The 21135-nt window shown below is 69.8% G+C and carries 13 protein-coding genes; 5 read left to right on the top strand and 8 right to left on the bottom strand.

Annotation, left to right across the window (positions count from 1 at the left end; all coding sequences use genetic code 11):
• Positions 1–56: 56 nt before the first annotated feature.
• Positions 57–1670 carry a hypothetical protein gene (locus tag AC0T5L_RS17550; protein ID WP_476166636.1) on the top strand — a complete coding sequence of 538 codons (1614 nt, stop codon included), beginning with the start codon at positions 57–59 and terminating at the stop codon, positions 1668–1670.
• Between the two features lie 31 nt (positions 1671–1701).
• On the opposite strand, the gene AC0T5L_RS17545 is transcribed toward AC0T5L_RS17550, so the two are convergent.
• The 4 genes from AC0T5L_RS17545 to AC0T5L_RS17530 all read right to left on the bottom strand — a co-directional run bounded on the left by AC0T5L_RS17545 (position 1702) and on the right by AC0T5L_RS17530 (position 6762).
• Positions 1702–2499, bottom strand: coding sequence for a tyrosine-protein phosphatase (locus tag AC0T5L_RS17545; protein ID WP_476166635.1), 798 nt, complete (start codon positions 2497–2499; stop codon positions 1702–1704).
• A 72-nt stretch (positions 2500–2571) separates the two neighbouring features.
• Positions 2572–3306, bottom strand: a complete 735-nt coding sequence (locus AC0T5L_RS17540; protein ID WP_476166571.1) for a nucleotidyltransferase family protein — start codon at positions 3304–3306, stop codon at positions 2572–2574.
• A gap of 35 nt (positions 3307–3341) precedes the next feature.
• Complete coding sequence (locus AC0T5L_RS17535) at positions 3342–5825, bottom strand: AAA family ATPase (RefSeq protein ID WP_476166570.1); 2484 nt, start codon at positions 5823–5825, stop codon at positions 3342–3344.
• Positions 5826–6063: 238 nt separating this feature from the next.
• Positions 6064–6762 (bottom strand): ribonuclease HII, encoded by a 699-nt coding sequence (locus AC0T5L_RS17530; RefSeq protein WP_476166569.1) that lies wholly within the window; start codon positions 6760–6762, stop codon positions 6064–6066.
• A gap of 547 nt (positions 6763–7309) precedes the next feature.
• Between AC0T5L_RS17530 and AC0T5L_RS17525 the strand changes: the two genes are divergently transcribed.
• Both AC0T5L_RS17525 and AC0T5L_RS17520 read left to right on the top strand, forming a co-directional pair.
• Complete coding sequence (locus AC0T5L_RS17525) at positions 7310–7966, top strand: hypothetical protein (protein ID WP_476166568.1); 657 nt, start codon at positions 7310–7312, stop codon at positions 7964–7966.
• 345 nt (positions 7967–8311) lie between these two features.
• On the top strand, positions 8312–8503 hold the full coding sequence (locus tag AC0T5L_RS17520; RefSeq protein WP_476166567.1) for a hypothetical protein: 192 nt from the start codon (positions 8312–8314) through the stop codon (positions 8501–8503).
• Between the two features lie 144 nt (positions 8504–8647).
• Here AC0T5L_RS17520 and AC0T5L_RS17515 read toward each other — a convergent pair whose 3' ends face one another.
• Positions 8648–10111 (bottom strand): SPFH domain-containing protein, encoded by a 1464-nt coding sequence (locus AC0T5L_RS17515; RefSeq protein WP_476166566.1) that lies wholly within the window; start codon positions 10109–10111, stop codon positions 8648–8650.
• The gene (locus tag AC0T5L_RS17510; RefSeq protein WP_476166634.1) at positions 10112–11923 is read right to left on the bottom strand and encodes an SPFH domain-containing protein; all 1812 of its coding nucleotides are present in this window, start codon (positions 11921–11923) and stop codon (positions 10112–10114) included.
• 303 nt (positions 11924–12226) lie between these two features.
• On the opposite strand from AC0T5L_RS17510, the gene AC0T5L_RS17505 reads away from it, so the two are divergent.
• Entirely contained in the window at positions 12227–12532 is a 306-nt protein-coding gene (locus AC0T5L_RS17505) for a hypothetical protein (protein ID WP_476166565.1), read from the top strand.
• A gap of 117 nt (positions 12533–12649) precedes the next feature.
• On the opposite strand, the gene AC0T5L_RS17500 is transcribed toward AC0T5L_RS17505, so the two are convergent.
• Positions 12650–19066 carry an LAGLIDADG family homing endonuclease gene (locus tag AC0T5L_RS17500; protein ID WP_476166564.1) on the bottom strand — a complete coding sequence of 2139 codons (6417 nt, stop codon included), beginning with the start codon at positions 19064–19066 and terminating at the stop codon, positions 12650–12652.
• 149 nt (positions 19067–19215) lie between these two features.
• Entirely contained in the window at positions 19216–19698 is a 483-nt protein-coding gene (gene nrdR / locus AC0T5L_RS17495; protein WP_476166563.1) for a transcriptional regulator NrdR, read from the bottom strand.
• 651 nt (positions 19699–20349) lie between these two features.
• Here nrdR and lexA point away from each other — a divergent pair.
• Entirely contained in the window at positions 20350–21069 is a 720-nt protein-coding gene (lexA, locus tag AC0T5L_RS17490) for a transcriptional repressor LexA (RefSeq protein WP_476166562.1), read from the top strand.
• The last annotated feature ends 66 nt before the right edge of the window (positions 21070–21135 follow it).

The raw sequence follows: 21135 nt of genomic DNA, 5'->3' as shown, positions 1-21135 counted from the left end.
CCCCGATGCCTCCGCCCACAGGTCCCGAACCGCTGCCCGACGCCGTATTCGACGAGATGCTGCGCGCCGCCAGGGCACTGCTCGCCATGCGCCATCCCCTCGACGCGGAACTGGCCTTCAGCGAGATGCTCGGCTCCTGGTGGGGTGAGCGGATCCCCGGCGTGGACGTCGAACGGCTGCTCGGTGAGGGGCTGATCACGCATGCAACCGCCTCCGGCAAGCCCGCCGGACTCGGCGTGCTCGCGGCGACCACCGCCCTGGGCACCTCGTCAGCACAGCGGAGCCTGGCCGAACAGGGGATGATCGCGCTCAGGGAGCGCGGATTGCAGGCACCCGAGTGGGCTTCCCAACTCGGCGTGGTCACCCCGGTCTCCGCCTACGCCAGCAGCGACCAGTTCGGCGACACCGACGACGTGGTGTGCGTGTTCAGCCGCGACCACGACCGCCCCGGTGTTTCGAAGTCGCGGCCGCCCGAGCACGCGCTGATCCTGGTCCTGGACCACAACGGCGGCGGCGTGCTGCGCGACGCCTGGGTGACCACCAAGGTCGAGCAGTTACTGGAGCAATGCCGGGCGAGAGCCGAGGCGGACGAGTTCGCCCGGTTCACACGGGTGGAGCTGACCGAGGCGCGCGCGCTGCTGTCCCGGGCGCTGGAGCGTACCGAGCAGGCGGTGCGCGCGTCGGCTGACCCGGCCTCGGGGCCGACCGTGGAGCTGGTGGGGCTGAAGGGCTCGGATCTGACCGGGGGCTCGCTGGCCGCGCACTTCGCACTGGCCAACGCCCGGGTGCGGACGCTGCCCGTCCCGCCCGAGGACGTGGAGGTCTCCCCCGTACCGGTGTGGCTGCGCGACCGGCGGGCGGTGCTGGCCGCACGCTTCCTGTCCTCGGACGAGGCCGCCGAACTCTCCGACTCCTACGCGGCCAGCCGCTGCGCCGACCACATCATCGCGCACGGCTGCGACGTGGACAGCGGCCGGCCGATGCGCGTCAGCCCGCGCAAGGTGGAGTCGTTCCTGCTGCACTGGTTGCCCGGCCGGGTGGTGCTGCTGCCCGAGGAGCAGGAGGCCATGCCGCACGTGCTGGCGGCGTGGGTGCGCTGGGCGGGCGCGCGCGGCGGGCTTCCGGATGTGGCGGTGGGGGCGACGCTGGACGCTGTGTGGGAGTCCACCGCCGAGTTCACCCGCACCTACCGCGATCCGGCACGCCCGCTGGGGCTGCGCCAGGAGGCGGTGCGGCGGCTTCTGCCTGACGGCGACTTCGCGTCGCTGGCCCGGCGGATGTTCGCGTTCCCGCTGCTGGCGAGCGAGCTGGTGACGTGGGCGCCGGAGGAGTTCGACCCGGACACGGCCAGGGGCCGGCGGGCGCTGCTACGGCTGGACCACTACGGCGAGTACGAGGCGTCCACGCCGCACAGCGGTCGGCACTCCACCGGCCAGGACCGGTGGTACCGACCCGTGACCGGGGGCGATCCGGGGCGGGAGCGGGAACTGGACCGGCACGAACAGCTGGCCAGGCGGCTGTGGCACGGGCGGCCCGCGAACCTGTGGGCGGCGGCGCGCCGGATGCTGGACCGGGGCCTGGACCGGCCCACGGTGCTGGCCGCGCTGGGCGAGGTGCTCAACTCCTCCGCCGGTGAGAGCGACCTGCGCCGCCGCCTGGACGCACTGTAGGTTTCCGGGCCCTTCCCCTCCGTGGGGAGCGTCAGTCCAGCATGCGCTCGCGCAGCCTCTCCACGGTGGCGTCCGAGAGGTTGAGCCCGTCCGCGACGTAGTCGTCGAAAGAGCCGTAGACCTCGTCGATGTGGTCGAAGGACGTCCGCAGGTACTCGGCGCGCACCCGCGTCATCGGAGCGACCTCCGCCCAGTCCAGGCCGCTGTTGGCGGCCAGCGCCCGCATCCACTTGTCGGTGTTGGCCTGGCGCTCGTTGCTGGCCAGGTAGTCGGCGACGACGGTCTCGCGGTCCACTCCCAGCAGGCCGAGGAGCAGGGCGGCGCCCCAACCGGTGCGGTCCTTGCCCGCGCTGCAGTGGAAGACCAGTGCGGCCGGGCCCTTGGCGACGCGTTCGACCAGGTCCCGGTAGCCGGTGAGCGCCTCGTCGTCGGTGACCAGCTCGCGGTAGACCCCGTGCATGAAGCGCTCGGCGGCGCCGTCGGAGAACATGCTCCGGGCCTTCTCGGGGTCGGCGAGTGCCAGGGAGAAGTTGGCCCCGGCCGCGTCGGGGTTCTGCACGGCCACGGCCACGTACTCGGCGCCCTCGGGCGTGATGTCGGGCAGGGTTTCGCGCTCGTGGGGGGTGCGCAGGTCGACGAGCTGCCGGATGCCCAGGCCGTTGTAGACCGACAGCTCCTCGGCGGAGATGGAGTGAAGGGCGTCGGAACGGTACACGAGGCCGTGGCGGACGGTGTGGTCTGAGGCCGTGCGGTGACCGCCGAGGTCGCGGAAGTTGGGGGCGCTGGAGAGGATGAAACCGTCGTTCGTCACATCCGCGACGATACCCATCCGGTCCAGGGCCCCGTCAGTCGGCATCCGACCTTTCGGGGAACAGCGGGTGAGCGCCCGTTCCCGTGGTGGTCAGGAACCCTCTCGCATGGCGGTGATCTGTTCCCCCGTCTCCTTGACGTCCTTGGCGGTGTCCACGCCGCGCCAGAACCCGTCGATGCGGTAGGCGGTCAGGCGCCCCGCCTCGGCCAGCTCGGGGAAGGTGGAGGACTCGTGGTCACCCCTGACGGGCAGCAGCGAGGTGACACCCGGCTCGAACAGGTACACCCCGGCGTTGATCCACACCGGCAGCAGCGGGCTCTGGGTGAAACCCTCGATCCGGTCCTGGCCGTCCACGTCCACGATGCCCCAGGTCGTACGGAACCGGGTCAGGGCCAGGGTGGCCAGGCCGCCCCGCTCCCGATGGTGGGCGACCATCTCGTCCAGGGGGAACCAGGTGAGCACGTCGCCGTTGAGCGCGAAGTAGGGAGCCTCCTGGTCGCGCAGGCCGGAGGAGGCGTAGCGCAGGGCGCCGCCGCGCCCGAGCGGCTCGTCCTCGACCAGCAGCGTGATCTCCGGTCCGCCCTCGCGGGCCTCCAGGTACTCGCGCAGCACCTCGGCCTTGTAGCCGCAGGAGACGACGACCTGTTCCACACCGTGGCCGTCGAGCCATTCCAGCTGGTAGTCGATGATGGGCCGTCCGGCCACCTCCACCATCGCCTTGGGTCGGGTGTCGGTGTAGGGCCGCAGCCGGGTGGCCTGGCCACCGGCGAGGATGAGCGCCTGGGTGACGGGGGACACGGAGGAGGAAGCGGATGAAGCGGTCATGCCCCGGACACTAGCAGCACGCCGGCGGGCCGCCCCTAAGTCTGCTGGGTGGCCTCGGCGTAGGCCTTGCGCACGTCCGCGCTGGTCACCACGGTGAGTTCGGCCGCGGTCGCGGACTCGCCCACCTCATGGGACACCCGCAGGTCTCGGTGGGAGCACGCCTTCTCGAACAGGGAGCGGGCGAAGCGGCCGTTGCCGAGCTCGTCGATCCACCCGGCCTCGCACACGTGCGCGAAGATGCTGCACAGGTCCTCACGCGCGGTGTCGTCGAAGGTGTCCCCGGTGCGGGCCGCCACGGCTTCGGCGATCTCGGTGAGTTCGGCGGGTGAGTAGGAGGGGAAGCGCACCCGCACGTTGAACCGCGAGGACAGCCCGGCGTTGGAGGCCAGGAAGCGCTCCATCTCGGCCGGGTACCCGGCGAGCACGACCACGAGCCGGGACCGGTCGTCCTCGGCCCGCTTGAGCAGGGTCTGGATCGCCTCGGCTCCGAACGCGTCGCCGCCGCTGTAGCCGGGGTTGACCAGCGAGTACGCCTCGTCGACGAACAGCACACCGCCCAGGGCCCGGTCCACGAGCCGGTTGGTCTTGACCGCGGTGGCGCCCAGGTGCTCACCGACCAGATCGGCGCGCTGGGCCTCGACCACGTCGGCTCGGCCGAGCAGCCCGAGGGCGGCGAAGACCCGGCCGAGCACACGCGCGACGGTGGTCTTGCCGGTGCCGGGCGGGCCGGAGAACACGAAGTGCCGCATGGGCGCCTGGTTGAGCAGCCCCTGCTCCTCGCGGAGTTTGGCCACCCGCAGCTGGGCGACGATGGAGCGGACCTGCTCCTTGACCGGTTCCAGGCCGATCATGGCGTCCAGTTCGGCCAGCGCCTCCTCGATACCCGGCGCCTCTTCGAAACCGGGCAGACGGGAGGTCAGCTCCCGGTAGGCGGACTCGACGTCGGCGGCACGGACGGTGATGAGGTCCTCGGCCTCGGGTCGGGGCGCGGGCTCCTCGCCGTCCACCCCCGCGGTGACCACGCGCACGTCGCGGGCCTGGGCGGCCTTCTCTACCACCGAGCGGGCGAAGCGGCCGTTGCCGAGCTCGTCGATCACCTCGCGCTGGACCACCTGGTCGAATCTTCGCCCCAGCGCCTGGGCCGCCCCGGCCTCCAAGGTGTCGCCGCGTTGGTGGACGAGGGACTCGGCGATGCGGAACAGCTCATCGGCCGAGTAGCTGGGGAAGCTGATGCGGGTGGCGAAGCGGGAGGCCAGACCGGGGTTGGAGACCAGGAAGGTGTCCATCTCCTTCTCGTATCCGGCCAGGACGATGACGAGCTGGTCCCGGTCGTCCTCCGCTCGCTTGAGAAGGGTCTGCACCGCCTCGTTGCCGAACCGGTCGGACTGGCCGTCGCCCTCGTTGACCAGGGAGTAGGCCTCGTCGACGAACAGCACGCCGCCCAGGGCCCGGTCGATGAGCTCGTTGGTCTTGATGGCGGTGGCGCCCAGGTACTCCCCCACGAGGTCGGCGCGCTGGGCCTCGACCACGCGGGAGGTGGGAAGCAGGCCGAAGGAGTGGAAGATCGTGGCCAGGGTGCGCGCGACGCTGGTCTTGCCGGTGCCGGGCGGGCCGGAGAAGACCAGGTGGCGCAGGGGGCGCTCGACGGGGAAGCCCGCGTCGGCGCGCAGCCGGGCGGCCTCGATGGAGGCGGCGATCCCGCGCACCTGCTGCTTGACCGGATCGAGCCCGATCATGTCCTCCAGCTCGGCCAGGGCCTGGTCGACGGGGACGGGTTCGTCGTCGGAGGTCTCGCCCGCGGCGGGTCCGGCCGGACGTGGGCCGGTGTCGGAGCGGCCGCGCAGTGGTTGGGCCCGGCCCTCGGTATCCGGTCTGTCGAAGGGGTCGGAGCGGTCCCCGCGTCTGGTGCGGCGGGAGACGGGCATGGCCTTGGCGGTCTCGCGCCGGTTGGCCTCGCTGTCCCTGACGATCTGGTGGGAGGCGGACAACCGCCACAGCAGGCAGGAGCCGGCGGCGACGTAGAGAAGGGCGATCCCCCAGGACGCGGAGAAGGACTCGATGACCAGTCCGACCAGGGCGAGCGAGAATCCGGCGATGAGGCCTGCGGTGAGGGAGAGCGCGGCGGTGTGCCAGACGGGGAACTCGCGCACCCTGCCGGCCGCCAGGGCCACCAGCAGGGGCAGCGGCGGGACCAGCAGCGTGACGGGGTCTCCGGTGAGGGGGATCTGGAACAGGGGGACGGCCACGGCGAGCCAGAGCACGCACACCATCACGGTGACGAAGGCGTCGGTCGAGCGCATGAGTGCGGCGAAAACCATCAGCAGGACGAGGGTCCCGGTGACCGAGCCCAGGACGGAGAAGTCCATGACGAAGGAGACGACGGCGACCACGGTGAGTAGTACCAGGGCGGACACGAGGCGTCTGCCGAGGGGGATCCGGTGGTAGAGGGCGCGCAGACGGTCGAGTCCCGAGGCGCGTTCCGGCTTCGCGGCGGCGGTGGAGCGCATCTCACGCGTCATCCATACCCCTTCCTGCGTGGGGGTCCGTGGTCGGTCGGCTCTCCTGACCGGTGGGAGTCGGGGTGGATGGGCGCCGAGGGGACCGGCGTCCATCCCAAAGCCTTGCCCCAAGCGGAGCCGATGTCCAGTGCGGGGCGGCGTGTCGTGCTCCGGCGCCCCGGCCGGGGACCGGGAATCGCGGAAGAACGGCCCGTCCGCGACCTTCGGTGGGGGATGTCCGAACAGCGGCTCCGACGGGTCAGAGGAGGGAGATCTGTCCGCCGGGACCGGGGCGGACCTTGCGCAGGTGCTTCCATCGGGGGAGGCCGTCGAGGTAGGCCCAGCTCATGCGGTGGTGCGGGGTGGGGCCGGACTCGGCGAGAGCGGCCCGGTGCACGGGCGAGGGGTACCCGGCGGCCCGCTCGAACCCGTAGCCGGGATGGTCGGCGGCCAGCTCGGCCATGAGGGCGTCGCGGTGGACCTTGGCCAGGACCGCGGCGGCGGCGACGCTGATGCAGGCCAGGTCACCCTTGACCTGGGTGCGGACCCGCCAGGGGCTGCCGATGAAGTCGTGCCTGCCGTCGAGGATGACGGCGTCGGGGCGCGGAGCGAGCGCGTCCAGGGCCCGGCGGGAGGCACGGTGCAGGGCCTCGGTCATGCCGACCTCGTCGATCTCCTCGGGGGAGGACCAGCCGAAGGCGTGGTCGGCGACCCAGGGGCGAAGCTGGTCGGAGAGTTCGCGGCGGCGTTTGGGGGTCAGTCGCTTGGAGTCGGTCAGCCCGGCGGGCGGACCGCCCCCGCCGGGGACGGCGGCGCAGACCAGCAGCGGTCCGGCCCAGGCACCGCGTCCCACCTCGTCCACCCCGGCGACCACCCGTGCACCGGAGGCACGGAGCTCGTCCTCCAGCTCGTAGGTGGGGGCGGCGGGCGGCGCGGCTGGCGTGGGATTGGTCGGCACACACCCACCTTAGAGCGACCGGGCCACCGTACGGGCCGGTTCCGCCGGGGCCGGGACAGGCGCGGCGCGACGGCCGAAGGCGTGCGCGGCATCGAGGCGGCGGCCCGCTCGTGTCTCTCCCGACCGCCTTCGCGGTGGGCATGCTCACATGGCTGGCCGCTCCCTGCCCGGCGGTGCGGCCGGGGCGGAGCGCCCTCATAACGGGTGTCCCCGCCCCGGCACCGCTCTCCTCGTGGGCGATGACGGCACTGGTCACCGCGGTGTGCGCGCTGACGGCCGTGAGTGGCGGACAGCGGCCCTGGGACTACCTCGCACTGTCCCCGAAGGCGGTGACGCGCCACCGGGGACAGGGGCGTGAACCCTTCGGGGCACAGGCAAAAGTTTCCGATGTTTCGCCTCGTCGCTCCGAACACGCCCCGCCACTGCTCTATCCTGTTGGGCAGGCCGCGCTATGGCGGCCGTATCGACTGTGACGCGGCCCCGTGGTCCTCCTGCCACCTGATGCGGGTCAGCGTCTCCATGACACGGATTCGGTGGGGGGAACACCATGTCCGCCGCAGCTTCTGGCCCGAACCCTGACGGGTCCGTGGCCAAACTGATCGAGATCGCGGAGAAGCCGACCGCCGGCCAGCGCCTGATCAGCTGGGCCTCGCGCCCGCCCGGGCGGCTCTACATCCCCGCGTGCGGTGTGGTGGCGCTGGTCCTGCTCTTCGAGGACAGCGTGCCCGCCGGGCACCTGCCCACGTTCGTCATCGGCCTGGTGGGCGGCCTGCTGCTGGCCGGGATGGGCGCCCTGCGCCTGGGGATCGCGTTGGCCGTGGCTCGTCCGATGATCCGCTTCTACTGGCTGCGCTGGGTCTCAGCTCCGTTGATCGCCGCCGTGGCGCTCGGGCTGTCCGTGGCCGACGTCCCCCTCCAGAGCCGGGTGCAGGCCTCCGCCGAGGAGCTACTGGACCTGCGCGGGGACGCCGACGAACGCACCACCCTCCCGCTCAACGGCCAGCGGGTGGGGCTGTACTCGCTGCACAGCATCTCGGTCTCGGGTGACATCACGCACTACGCCGTCGAGGGCTCGGGGCTGTTCGGCCCCTCGGGGCTGGCCTACAGCACTGAGGAGATCCCCGAGGGCGTCTTCGTCCCCGGCCAGGGTTCGAAGATCTATGAGCACGTGTCGGACGACTGGTACGTCTGGGTGGACCACTAACGGCCCTTCCGTGGGCCGCCGGCTTCGGCGGTGCCCCGGCACTTCCCGCCATCTCGGACACCGTGGTGGAGGGAAACGCCGGGGCACCGCCGTTCTCGTGTCCGGGCTCCGTCGCCCTCCACCACCCTCAACCGACGCGCTCCACGCGCAGTCCTGCCCTCCCGTCACCCTCCACCACCCTCAACCGACGCGCTCCACGCGCAGTCCTTACTCTTTCCTTGCCGATGTCTGTCCTGCTCCAACTCTCCTCTCACCTTCGACGGATACAGATGGACGCGGCCCCCCGGGAGAGGCCCATCGGTCCTCTCCCTCACGGCAGCGCCGCCAACCCTGAGGAGAGGCTTCATGCGCGAGTTCGTGCTCACCCTTCACCTGCGGCTTCACGACTCGATCACCGCGCTGCGCCGAGCCCACGCACGCGGTGACGACGATCTGGCCAGCGCACAGGCGGGCGAGGTGGAAGACCTGGTGGAAATCGCGGCCCGGCACGGGATCGACATCGAAGCGGGCTACACCGCGCTCTCCCCCATCGGCTGATCCGCTCGGGGGAGGGAACCTGTCCAGGCTCCTCCCCCCGTCCCGGAACGGCAGGAGGGGCCCGCGACCGTTCTCTCGGTCGCGGGCCCCTCCTCATGCCCCGCCGGACAACCCGGCCACGGGACCAACGGACAGGCGCCGGGGCTACCGGCCCCGCCCCTGCCCGCCGTAGCCCTCACCACGCTCGAACTGCTGGCGCATGGCGGTGTCCTGCTGGCGCCGGTACTCCTCAGTCATCTGCTGCTGGCGCTCGGCCGCCGAGGCCACCGCGCCCTGCGCGGAGTCCATGACATCCTGCGCACCGCCCGACGGGCCGTCCAGCGGCGCCTGCCCGGAACCGCTGTTCATCACCTGAGGCAGCAGCTGCGCGGTCAGCAGCGTCGACAGCGCCGAGCTGTCCCCGGAACCGGCCTCGGTCTGCACCACCACCGGACGCGGCGCGTGCTCGGCCAGCACGGCGCCCACGTCCAGACGGCGACGGGCCAGCTCGTACTCCAGCACCGCCCGATTGTCCCGGTAGGCGGTGGCCAGGCGCTGCTGCGCCTTCGCCTCGTTCTCCGCGGCCACCAGGTCGGCCCGGCCGCGCGTCTCGATCTCGTAGCGCACCCGCTGCGCCTCGGTCTCCTGCTCCTCCAACATCTGCGCCACGTCCTTGCGCGCCTTGTTGAGGGAGGCGTTGACCTCGACGATCTTCGCGTCACGGGTCTTCTTGGACCGCTCGATGTCCATCAGCAGGGTGTCGATGCGGCGCTTGCGCGTCAGTTCCCACTCCTGCTCATAGGCCACCAGCTCCTTGGCGACCCGCTCCCGGGTGGCCAGGTGCTGCTGGTACTGGTTGGGCAGCTGCACGTCGGGGATGTTGCAGCCGGTGATGCGCACGCCGTACTTCTCCAGCTGGCCGTTGAGCAGGCGGCGCATGTCCTCCACGTTGGAACCGCGCAGGTCGTAGGCGGACTCGGTGTTGACCTGGCGGCTGCGCTGACGGATGGCGTCCTGTACCGCGCTGGACAGAACCAGGTCGAAGTTACTGGCTCCGATAATCGTCACGAACCGGATGGGATCGGTAATCTGGAACTTGAGGAAGAACTCGATCGACTTCAGCGGCACGTTCTCGCGCGTGGGGCAGGCCACGACCGGCGCCGTGTAGGGGATCTCGGTACGGGTGTCCACCACGAAGTCCACCCGCGACCACGGATGCCACAGGTAGTGGCGCCCCGGGCCGATCGGCTTCACGATCGCGCCGTACTTGGTGAGGATCCCGTGCGTTCCCTCCTCGATCTCGATGATGGAGCCGCGCCACCACCACAGGCCGGCGGCGACGATGCTGAGCACACCGACGACCAGGGTCGGGATGGCCCAGACGGTGTAGGCGATCGTGGCGGAGCCCCCGCCCATCACGGCGTTGAGGGCCATCATCAGCGCCGAGCACAGGGCGAACAGGCCGAACCAGACCAGGATCGTCCACCGCAGGCCGCGGTTGTCGCGCGGGATGACGACGGGGACGATCGCGCCCTGGTCGCCGCCGCGCAGCAGACCGGCCAGGTCTCCCCAGGAGGCGAGGGACTCCTTGATGCTGGAGCCACCGCCGGCGTTCACGGGCTGGCTCATCTACTGACCTCCCTGGTTCGGGCCGGGACCCTGGGGACCGCCCTGTGACCACGGCGGTTGGGGCGGGTCCTCTGAAAACTGGTAAGAGGTTCCGGAGGGCGGCGGGGCGTCGTGCGGGGCCTGCCCGCTCGCGGACGACCGGCCCTCGTGCCGCCCGTGCGGCTCCTGTGATTCCTGAGCGCCCCGGGAAGTGTCAAGACGCTCGTCGATGGATCCCTCGGAGACGGACTGGCGGATCTCCTCCACCAGGTCCTCCCCCGGGTCCTCGCCACCCGACCCGGCCTCGGGCTTGTCCGTGTCCTCCACCAGCGCGCTGATCTCCTGCTCGCGCTCGGCGATCCGGGTCTGGATCGCGCCCAGGCGGGTGCGGAGGGACTCCATGTCCTCCTGGGAGAACAGGGCGGCGTCGGTCTGGCCGATGATCTCCTGGGCGATGCGCAGGTAGTCGACGCTGGCGGCGTCGCCCGACCCGATCCGCAGGACCTGGGGCAGGCTGTCGGCGACCGCCTCCAGCTTGTCCAGGAGGTTCTCGCGGAAGCGGTAGTTGAGGATCTCGGGCGCCTCGGCGGCACTGACCGCGCGGATGTCCAGGGCCTGGGCCTGAAGGAGGGCGGAGTTCGCGTTGGCCTCGGACTCGGCCTCGACGAAGCGTTGGCGGGCCAGGGCGCGGGCCCTGTTGGTCTCGCGTTCCAGGGCGGTGTCCATCTGCGCCTGGTACTGGGCGATGTCGGCCTGGATAGCGGACAGGGTCTCGTTGAGGGTCGCCAGCTCCTTGTTCAGGTCGCCCTCGTTCTGCTCCTTGCGCAACTGGAGCTCGTAGTCGAAGGTGTAGGCGTCCTTGGCCACGCGCACCATCTCCGGCGCCGCCAGGTCCATCCGGTACTCCTGGCTGGAGGGCTCGGCGTGGGTGATGTTGGCGCTGGTCAGTTCGACGCTCCCGCCGAACTGGCGGTTGAGCTGTTCCACCAGGCTCTGGGTGTTGTCGCCGACCATGTCATAGATGTCCGAGGCCTCCTGCTCGTAGACGAGGCTCCGGGTGGTCTCACTGATCGCGTTGTTGAGCTTCTCCTGGAAGCCGTTCACACCGCCCAGCGTGTAGACGAAGTCGGTGGCGTTGATGATCCTGAACTGCACGAACAGGTCGATGGAGGCCTGCACGCCGCTCTTGGTGGGTGCCGAGCGGATCGGCGCGTTGAACGGGTACTCGCGTGTGGTGTTGACGATGTAGGAGACGCGCTTCCAGGGGTTGAGGAGCGTGACCCTGCCGGGCTGGTAGATGTTCTCCATCTTGCCGAAGCGGGTGACGATGGCCTCGCACCCCTCCGGCACCATCACCATGCCCTGGCGCCACCACATGAACGCTGTCACCGCGAGGGTGATGATCCAGTAGTGGATACCGAAGAGCGGATTGAGCAGGACGTTTCCGCCCACGAGGGCCTGGGAGGCCAGAACCGTGGAGGCGCCGATCACGCCGATGACCACCAGCGCGATGGCCGGAAGCATCGTCACGAGGGTACGGCCGCGGGGGATCACCATGGAGCAGATGACGTGGACCGGACCGTTGGAGCCGCGCTCGTAGTAGCTGCGGTTGAGCGCCTCGCCCGCGTTGCTGAGGGAGGTGCTCTTCTGCTCGATCCGGGTTCCGACGGAGGCACCCTGATCACGGGCGGCGATGAAGTCCTGTGGGTCGAGTCCACCACCCTCGGTGGCCTCCGAAGAGGCCTGTTGCAGTGCATCGGACGCCGCCTGGCGCGGGTCGCCTCCCTGGGCGACGGCACTGGCAGCGCCGCGCACGGTCTGCGCGAACGACATAGACATGAACTCCTTGTTGGGAGATCGGGAACTATCGGCTTCGACGTCGCGTATCGCACGCTGGTTCCAGGTGAGAACTGTCCGCGCGCCCGGGTGAGCCGTAGTGGACAGCACCAAGCCTGGCACGGAAGACAACCGAAACCCAGAGCTGTGTCCGTAGCGTGACGAGCACACCCGAGGACGAACGCGGCTCCTGGCCGGATCCGTGTCCGCGACGTGCGCGCCAATCGCTCCTCCGCCGGGTTAACGTCGTTGTCGAACGCACCGCACCGGTCTCGACCGGAACCAGAGGGGGAACCAACGATGCCCGCAGTACCCAGTGCCGTCCTCACCAGCGCGGGCCTGCTCGGCGGCTACACGGTGGCCCGTAGGACCGGCAACCGCCCGCTGGGCGGGGCCGTGCTGGCGGCGTTCGGCGCCGCGGCCTTCGAGACATGGCGGCGCCGCTCGGGAGCGGGCACCGCGATCGCGCTGACCGGCGTGTACGTGGGCGCGTTCGGACTGTCCCACCCGCTGGCGAAGAAGGTCGGCGCCTGGCCCGCCGTCCTGGGGGTGACCGCCGCAACCGCCGCGGTCGCGGCCGCCTCGGGGGACCTCCACCGCAGCTGACCCCCGTCAGGGAGCCGCGACGGGGCCGACGGCCGGGCACGTGAGCACCGGGCCGAGAAGGCCCCGAACGGGAAAGGGGCACGGCGCCCGGCGCCGTGCCCCTCCCGGCTCAGCGGATCAGCTGCAACCGCTGGTGGCGCCGCATCCCTCGCAGGCGTAGCAGCTGCCAGACGGGCGCATCTTGGTGCCGCAGGTCATGCACAGCGGCGCGTCCGCGACGAAGCCCCTGTCCTCCATCAGCTCCGTGGTGGAGTGCGCCTGGGCGGGCCTCTCCTCCACCGCGTGCGTCTCCTCCTGGGACGCGACCGGAGCTTCGTCGGCCTCCACCCCTCGGGTGGCCGCCGACTGGGCGTAGGACTCCACCTGCGTGGCGACCTGGGCCGGGTCCTCACCCGCCAGCTGGGCCTGGCGCTCGGCGGCCGACAGCACCCCCAGAGCCGCGCGCTCCTCGTAGGGGAGGTGGTCCAGGGCCAGGCGGCGGAAGATGTAGTCCACCACCGACTGGGCCATGCGGATGTCGGGGTCGTCGGTCATGCCCGCCGGGTCGAAACGCATGTTCGTGAACTTCTCCACGTAGGTCTCCAGCGGGACCCCGTACTGGAGGGCGATGGAGATGGCGATGGAGAAGGCGTCCATCACCCCGGCCAGGGTCGACCCCTGCTTGCCGAGCTTCATGAACACCTCGCCCAGGCCGTCGTCGGGGTAGGAGCCCGCGGTGATGTAGCCCTCGGCGCCGCCCACGGAGAAGGACGTGGTCTCGCTCGGGCGCTTCTTGGGCAGGCGGCGCCGGACCGGGCGGGCCGCCTCCACGGGCCTCGCCTCGGGCTCGGCCTTCTCCTTCGTCTCCGACTTGCCGGTGGACAGCGGCTGGCCGACCTTGCAGTTGTCCCGGTAGACGGCGAGCGCCTTCAGGCCCATCTTCCAGCCCTGGAAGTAGATGTGCTCGAAGTCCTCGACCGCGGCCTCCTCCGGCACGTTCACCGTCTTGGAGATCGCACCGGACAGGAACGGCTGCGCCGCGGCCATCATCCGCACGTGGCCCAGGGGCTGGATGTAGCGGCGGCCCATCGCGCAGTCGAACACCTCGTAGTGCTCGGGGCGCAGGCCCGGCGCGTCCACGACGTGGCCGTTCCCGGACACGTACTCGACGATCGCCTCAACCTGTTCGTCCTGGTAGCCCAGGTTCCTGAGCGCGCGCGGGATGGCCTGGTTGACGATCTGCATGGAGCCGCCACCGACCAGCTTCTTGAACTTGACCAGCGAGAAGTCCGGCTCGATGCCCGTCGTGTCGCAGTCCATCATGAACCCGATGGTGTTGTGGCTGACCAGGCCGTTGGCCACGTAGGTGACGTTGTCGGGCACCGAGATGTCGTAGGTGGGCCGCACCCCGCCGTCCTGGTTGTCAGCGACCCTCTCGAAGACGTAGCCGAGGGCGTGGCCGAGCCGTGTGTCGGGGGTCTCGGCGTGGATCCGCGCGGCCAGCCGGCGGGCGACACCGCCGTGCCTCCGAAGCGACTGCGTGACACTGTCGCGTTCGGGGTGCCCGGCCGGGACGAGTTCGTCCCACACCCGCCGGGGCAGCATGATCCGGTCACCCTGGGCCGAACGCTCCGGCTCCAGAACGGCCATGAGCCGGTTCTTGCGGTCGCCCATGAACCCGACGGTCTCGTCGAAGCGGAGCGCGTGGTCGACGTCGCGCAGCCGGACCACGTGGCAGTCGCCGCCGTAACCGCTCTGGGCCACCCGCGTGGTCGTCGCCATGCCCAGGGACAGCAGCAGGGTACGGACCTCACCGGCGAAGGATTCGTACGCGGTGGACAGGCTCGGGACACCTTCGAGCACGGTGCCGTCCGCCTCGAACAGGCCGCGCAGGAAGGCTCCGTACACCGAGGGGTCGTTGGCCTCCAGGATCGAGGAGGGCACACGGGGCGTCCAGCCCTTGCCCGTGTGGTCCTGTCCGGGCAGGTTCTTGGCGAATCCCGCCGCCTTCCACCAGCGGGCCAGGCGGACCGAGGACAGGGTGACCTCCTGGTAGCCCTGCTTTCCGGTCACCGTCGGAACGAGGTTGAACAGCCCCTTGGCCAGGATGCCCAGGCGCTCGACGAGGTCGCTGTCGGTGTCGGCGACGCAGAGGCGGATCCCCTTGGCGTGCAGGCTGCCCTCACCCATGAAGTAGCCGACGAGCTCGGCGAGCTCCTCGTCCACCGCGCCGGGTACGACCAGGTCGCGGTCCCCCGCGTAGTAGGCCTGGTCCAGGACGGGCAGGACCACGTGCCGGGACTTGCCGACCAGGGTGCTCATCTGGATCGGGACCACGTCGTCCGGGGTGATGTCGGCGAACCGCCTCCATTCCCAGGCCCCCGTCTCGGGGTCGACGACCTTGATCCGGTGCGTGTGGGTGCCCTGGAGCCGGTAGCCCCCGCTGGTCACGATGCGCCGGGTGGGCTCCTCCCCGTTGACGAAGAACCTGGTCGCCTGCCTCGGCCCCTCGTCCGTGGACACCTCCGCGGACAGGTCCTGCCACCTGGGACCGTAGACGTCGCCCAGCTCGGAGAGTCGGACCAGGCCCCGGTCGGTGGTGACCATGGAGTCGCCGGTGAGGCAGCCGGTGGGTGCGATCAGGCTCGCCTGGGCGTTGCGCCAGCCGTTGCGCTCACCGACCTTGAGGCACTCGGCCCACTCCCGGGTGGCCGCTGTGTGGATCGGCTCCTCCAGGACGCCGACGGTGCGCAGGTCGTCGTTGGCGGCGGCGTGCTTGCGCATAATCCGCTTGTGGGCCTGCTCGTTGCGCTTGTAACCGTCGTAGGGGCCGACCGCCCCGGCGAGCTCGGCGCTGCGCCGATAGGCGGTGCCGGTCATCAGCGAGGTGATGGAGGCGGCGACGGCGCGCCCGCCCTCGGAGTCGTAGGCGTGACCGGTCGCCATCAGCAGGGCACCCAGGTTGGCGTAGCCGATGCCGAGCTGGCGGTAGGCGCGGGTGGTCTCGCCGATCTTCTCGGTCGGGAAGTCGGCGAAGGTGATGGAGATGTCCATCGCCGTGACGACCAGCTCGGTGAGCCTGGTGAAGCGCTCCACGTCGAAGGTGTCGTTCTCGTCCAGGAACTTCAGCAGGTTGATCGAGGCCAGGTTGCAGGACGAGTCGTCCAGGTGCAGGTACTCCGAACAGTTGGCGACGACGGTGCCGCCCACGATGTAGGAGTGGTTGCGGGGCTCGGTCAGGTTGTACGTGGTCTCGAAGCCCCGTGAGTACCTGGAGACCAGGTGCACGGTCGTCTTCGTCCTGTACATGCGGCGGAAGTCCAGGGCGCCCCTGAGCTTTTCGCTCTTGCCCTCGAGAGAGAAGTTGACGAGGGCGGAGAACTCCTGCATGGACTCAGCGGAGATCCGCAGATCGAAGAACGGGCCATCGCTGCCGTAGGAGGCGGCGGTGCCGTCCTTACGGGTGTAGGAGAACGAATCCGGCTTGCCCTCCGAGGTCCTGTAGATCCGGCTCGCGATACCGAACGGGGCGAGGAGTTCCTGGACGTCACGCAGCAGCTGGTCGGAGCGACTGCCCAGACCGATGTAGCGTGTCCCCTTGGCCTTCTGGTCCACCGCGCACCCGTCGGCGTCGAACAGTCCTTGGAGGAACTCCAGCACGGTCTCCTCGGGCGCCTCGAAAAGCGACGGCGGCACGGACTTGTCCGCCGCGTGGGCGCCCAGGCCCAGTGCTCGTACGAACTCGACCATCGTGCGACGTGTGACCCTGAGCTGCTGGGTCCCGTTCGACTGGAGACTCGGCTTGCTCCGGTGCCCGGTGAGGCGCTCGATGAGCGCCTGGTGCCGGGGCAGGACGTCCGACTGCTCCTCGGCCGTGCCGTAGACGGTCACCACCGCCTGGTCGCTGACCGACCCGTCTCCGACGAGCCAACCCAGGTAGTGCGCGAGATCGGGGTCCTCGTCCCACTTCTCCGGCAGGTGTAGCGGACGAACGCCCGGGTAGGCCGCCGCCGTCCGTACGGCTTCCAGGGCCGCGCGGGGGACCCGCAGCACCGGGTTCGAACGGGGCGCGTACTGGAAGGACCGAACGACCCGGTCGTCAGGGAGCAGCTTCTCAGCGTGTACCCAGCCGCGGTTCTCGGTCCACACCCGGTGGTTGGGGGTGCAGCGCAGGAGAGAACCGTCAGAGAAACGCAGTTCGAGGATCTCGTTGGTCCCGGTGACCATGTACCGGGTGGGAGTCGTCGCCACGACAGCGTTCTGGGCGTCCGTCTCGGCAGTGACATCGTTGGTGTACACGGAGAACGTCTCGTTTTGGGCCGCGCGCCTGACCAGGTCACCGATGGGGATGTGTCCACGGTCCGTCAGCACACGCTGGTCAGCCGGGAAACACGGGTTACTTGCGCTGATCCGTCCGCTTTCTGGCGTGGTGTGCCAGTCCTGGATCGTGCCGTCGTATTGGATGCCCGGGTCGGCGCACTCCCACGCGGCCCTGGCCATGCGGTGGAACAACTCCTTGGCGTCGACGGTGGCGACGACCTCACCGGTGGTCCGGGAGGTCAGGCCGAAGTCGGAACCGGCCTCCACCGCACGCATGAACGCGTCGGAGACCCGGACGGAGTTGTTGGCGTTCTGGTACTGGACGCTGAACATGTCGTCACCGCCCAGGTCGACGTCGAACCCGGCGTCGCGCAGGGCGCGGATCTTGCGCTCCTCGCGGGACTTGGTCTCGACGAACTCCCCGATGTCGGGGTGGTCGACGTCCAGGACGACCATCTTGGCCGCACGGCGGGTGGCACCGCCGGACTTGATGGTCCCGGCCGAGGCGTCGGCACCGCGCATGAAGGAGACGGGGCCCGAAGCGGTGCCCCCCGAGGAGAGCAGCTCCTTGCTGGAGCGGATGCGCGACAGGTTCACACCCGCGCCGGACCCGCCCTTGAAGATGGTCCCCTCCTCCTTGTACCAGTCCAGGATCGACTCCATGGTGTCGTCCACGGACAGGATGAAGCAGTTGTGTACGCGAAGGCTCCCCGAGAGGTACTCACCGCTCTCGGTCTGGATGTCGTAGACCTCCATGGCGCCGAGGTTCTCGATACGTGCGATCTCCAGGCGCTTGGTCTCCTTGGCCGCGAGGCCCGGCCTTCCCAGGCTCTGCTCCAGTTTGAGCGCCTTGCGTTCGTCCAAGAAACCGATCCTGGCGTGGAACGCGTCCCGCTCTCCCAGGGCCTGGATCCCCAACGCCCAAAGATCGTGGCGGTTCTCCCTGGGCTCCGGCTTCCGGCGCACCCGGGAGAAGATTCCGAATCGGAGAAGCAGCTGCTGGACTCCTCTGACCAGCTTCTCGGAGATCATGTCCAGTCCGAGGAGGGTCGAGCTCTCCCGATCGGAGACATAGCCCTCCGCCTGGAAGAGGCTGCGCAGGTATCCGCGCACAACCGGCAGAGGGGCGGTGAACAGGAATTCCGGGACCTCCATATCCGTGCCGCGCACACGCAGTCCCCAGCGCTCAACGAAGTCGCTGAGACAGTTCCCGTAGAGCCTGGTCCGTCGGCAGTCCAGGGTGTCGTCCTGGGTCCTGACACGGGTCTCCTTGCGGTGCACTCCGGGAAGCACGTTGTCCAATGCGGAGGTGACCCACTCCAGTTCCGCTGGCGTAGCGGTCATCGCTTCGATGGTCAAGGACTTGTTCGTGCCCTCGTACCGCCCAACGAATCCGTCGGCCTGGAGCCATCCCGCGAGCGCCGCCTCCGCGACGTCCTGCGAACGGATCTCGGACTCACCGAAGGCCTCGCGCCGGTGCCACTGCACCTTGTCGCCAGGACGGAGTCCCCCCGCAGGAAGGAAGCGTCCTTGGTCGAGTGCGTCCCCGGTCGCCTTCCACACCAGGTGGTCCGACGTGACGTCAAGGGCGTAACCAGCCTTGGTGTGGAGGCGCAGAACATCCTTGACGCCGTTCGCTTTGGTCGCCACGACACGGGTCAGACCGTGCGCGTCGTAGACCTTGGTGCCGACGGCGTCCTTCTCCACGAGTTCGCCGATAGGCACGAGTCCGGCCGGAGTGCTGACCATCGCGTCGTAGGGCTGGCACGCGCTGACCTGCTGCGACGAGGCGGTGCCGACGTTGAACCACACCGGTGAGTTGAAGCTGAACAGCTGGTGGGCGAGGGCGTACTTGAGCTCGTGGTCGAAGACCTCGGCGTCGTCGTCGGAGGCGAAGTAGCCGTGCTCGCGGCCGGTCGCGGTATAGGCGCCGACGACGCGGTCGATGAGCTGCTTGAGACTCCACTCGCGCTCAGGGGTGCCGACCGCGCCACGGAAGTACTTGCTCGCCACGATCTGTGTGGCGTTCATCGACCAGGAGGCGGGGAACTCCACACCGCGCTGTTCGAAGTTGACCGTGCCGTCACGCCAGTTGGTCATGACGACGTCGCGGCGCTCCCATTCCAGGGAGTCGTAGGGGTGAACTCCCGGGGAGGTGAAGACACGCTTCATCTTCATCCCCTTGCGGCTCCCCTTGCCCTTGCGTCCTGTCGGGCCGCTGACGGTTTCCGTCATCGCGGAGTCTCCCCTACCTCGTGGGCACGGCCTGCCGACCGTGCGCGGCGTCCTTCTCGTGGGATGGTGCGGGACCGGACGTGTCCTCCTCCGGGCCCGGCTCGGGGCGGCGCCCCGCCCGCGGTCCGCCCCCCGGCCGCGGGGAGGCGCTACCCGGTGATGCTGGTCCGGGTGTCGGGCTCGGGCTCGCGGTCCCTGCGCAGGCTGGCGATCTCGGACTCGAAGTCGGCGAGGCTCTCGAAGCCGCGGTAGACGCTGGCGAAGTGCAGGTAGGCGACCTCGTCGAGTTCGCGCATCGGGCCGAGGATGGCCAGGCCGATCTCGTGGGCCGGGACCTCGGCCAGACCGCGACCGCGGATCTCCTCCTCGACCTGCTGGCCGAGTTTGGCGAGGGCGTCCTCGGAGACCGGACGGCCCTGACAGGCCCGACGCACCCCGGCGATGATCTTGGTCCGGCTGAAGGGCTCCGTGACCCCGGAGCGCTTGGCGACCATCAGCAGGACGGTCTCCTGGGTGGTGAACCTGCGCTCGCAGACGGGGCAGGACCGGCGGCGCCGGATGGCCGCGCCGTCGTCGGTGGACCTGCTGTCGATCACCCTGGTGTCCGGATGGCGGCAGAACGGACAGTGCACCCTGGTTCACCTGCTTCTCTCACCGAACGACAACCCTTAGGTACCACTAAACCACAACTTCTGGGCAACCGCCTCTGCCGCAACACCAGATGTTGTGGTCGAACTTAGAGGCCTGCGTCGCATGACGCAACCTTGGCAGAGGCGTGTTCCGACACGGTGAGCAACCACACGGCCGCGGGGACGAGGGCGGCGGAAGGACGGGGGCTCGGCACCCGTCGGCTCTCGCGGGGTGCCCGGCGCCGCGGTCCAGGATAGCGCCGATGACCGCCCCGGCCGCGAATCGAGATAGCCCGTGGCACCCGAAACCGCTGCGCCGTCGGGATTTCGGTCGGACCGACAACAGGGAAGATGCCTTCCGCATCCCACCAAAACCAGCCCCGCGGACACGTGTTCGCGCATTTTGGGGACAACGCGGCGTGAACGCGTGTACACACATAAGTACGGGCGGGAAATTGGCCGCGGAAAGGCGCGGAGCAATTGTCCCGTCCTCGAACGCTTGTTTGATATCACCGTGCGCAACGACTAAAGTTGACCCTGATTTCACGCTGGTTTCGCCATCACGCGGACGCCCAGGTCGGCGCGGTCGCGGGCCGACGGTGGCCAGTCACGCAAGCAGGCCCTGATCGAACCGAATGCCGAGGAGGCCCGGCCGTGCCGGAGGAGAATCCCGGAGCCGCAGACACCGCCACCGTTCTCGCACCAGTGGAGAACACGGGCGGGTCCACGCCCGAAGCCCCCAAGCTCACCGCGCGCCAGCAGAGCGTGCTGAACTGCATCCAGCGCTATGTACGGGAGAGGGGCTTCCCCCCGTCCATAAGGGAAATCGGGGAAGCGGTCGGCCTGTCCAGCCCGTCCAGCGTGGCGCACCAGCTCAAGGTGCTCCAGCGCAAGGGCTACCTGCACCGCGACCAGAACCGTCCGCGCGCGGTGGAGCTGCGTACCCCCGGCCGCGTCAGCGGTACGGCCGTGACCCCCGAGGACCTCGACCCCTCGCGTGCCGCGGCCGTACCGCTGATCGGCCGGATCGCCGCAGGTGGTCCGATCCTGGCCGAGGAGTCGGTGGAGGACGTGCTCGCCCTGCCCCGCCAGCTGGTCGGTGAGGGACGCCTGTTCATGCTCACCGTCGTCGGTGACTCGATGACCGACGCCGCGATCGCCGACGGCGACATGGTGGTGGTCCGTCAGCAGCCGGACGCCGACAACGGCGAAATCGTGGCGGCCCTGCTGGACGAGGAGGCGACCGTCAAGGTGCTGCGCCGTGAGGAGAACGGCCACGTGTGGCTGATGCCTCGCAACGAGGCATACGAGCCCATCAACGGTGACGCCGCCACCATCCTCGGTAAGGTCGTCGCGGTCATGCGCCGCGTCTGAGCGTTCCGGCGCATCCCCCGGCCCGTTCCCCCGAACGGTCCGGGGGCGCTTCCCGTTAGGCTGTGG

Source organism: Nocardiopsis sp. TRM 82005 (assembly GCF_056312425.1).
Note: the sequence above shows the minus strand (reverse complement) of the source record. Positions and strands in the feature narration are given on the sequence as shown.

What these genes read in the sequence shown, in the direction of transcription:
- AC0T5L_RS17550 (WP_476166636.1), top strand. Translation starts at nt 57, where the DNA reads ATGCTGCGCGCCGCCAGGGCACTGCTCGCCATGCGCCATCCCCTCGAC.
- AC0T5L_RS17545 (WP_476166635.1), bottom strand. Translation starts at nt 2,499, where the DNA reads ATGGGTATCGTCGCGGATGTGACGAACGACGGTTTCATCCTCTCCAGC.
- AC0T5L_RS17520 (WP_476166567.1), top strand. Translation starts at nt 8,312, where the DNA reads ATGCGCGAGTTCGTGCTCACCCTTCACCTGCGGCTTCACGACTCGATC.
- AC0T5L_RS17510 (WP_476166634.1), bottom strand. Translation starts at nt 11,923, where the DNA reads ATGTCGTTCGCGCAGACCGTGCGCGGCGCTGCCAGTGCCGTCGCCCAG.
- AC0T5L_RS17540 (WP_476166571.1), bottom strand. Translation starts at nt 3,306, where the DNA reads ATGACCGCTTCATCCGCTTCCTCCTCCGTGTCCCCCGTCACCCAGGCG.
- AC0T5L_RS17525 (WP_476166568.1), top strand. Translation starts at nt 7,310, where the DNA reads ATGTCCGCCGCAGCTTCTGGCCCGAACCCTGACGGGTCCGTGGCCAAA.
- AC0T5L_RS17505 (WP_476166565.1), top strand. Translation starts at nt 12,227, where the DNA reads ATGCCCGCAGTACCCAGTGCCGTCCTCACCAGCGCGGGCCTGCTCGGC.
- AC0T5L_RS17515 (WP_476166566.1), bottom strand. Translation starts at nt 10,111, where the DNA reads ATGAGCCAGCCCGTGAACGCCGGCGGTGGCTCCAGCATCAAGGAGTCC.
- AC0T5L_RS17500 (WP_476166564.1), bottom strand. Translation starts at nt 19,066, where the DNA reads ATGACGGAAACCGTCAGCGGCCCGACAGGACGCAAGGGCAAGGGGAGC.
- AC0T5L_RS17535 (WP_476166570.1), bottom strand. Translation starts at nt 5,825, where the DNA reads ATGACGCGTGAGATGCGCTCCACCGCCGCCGCGAAGCCGGAACGCGCC.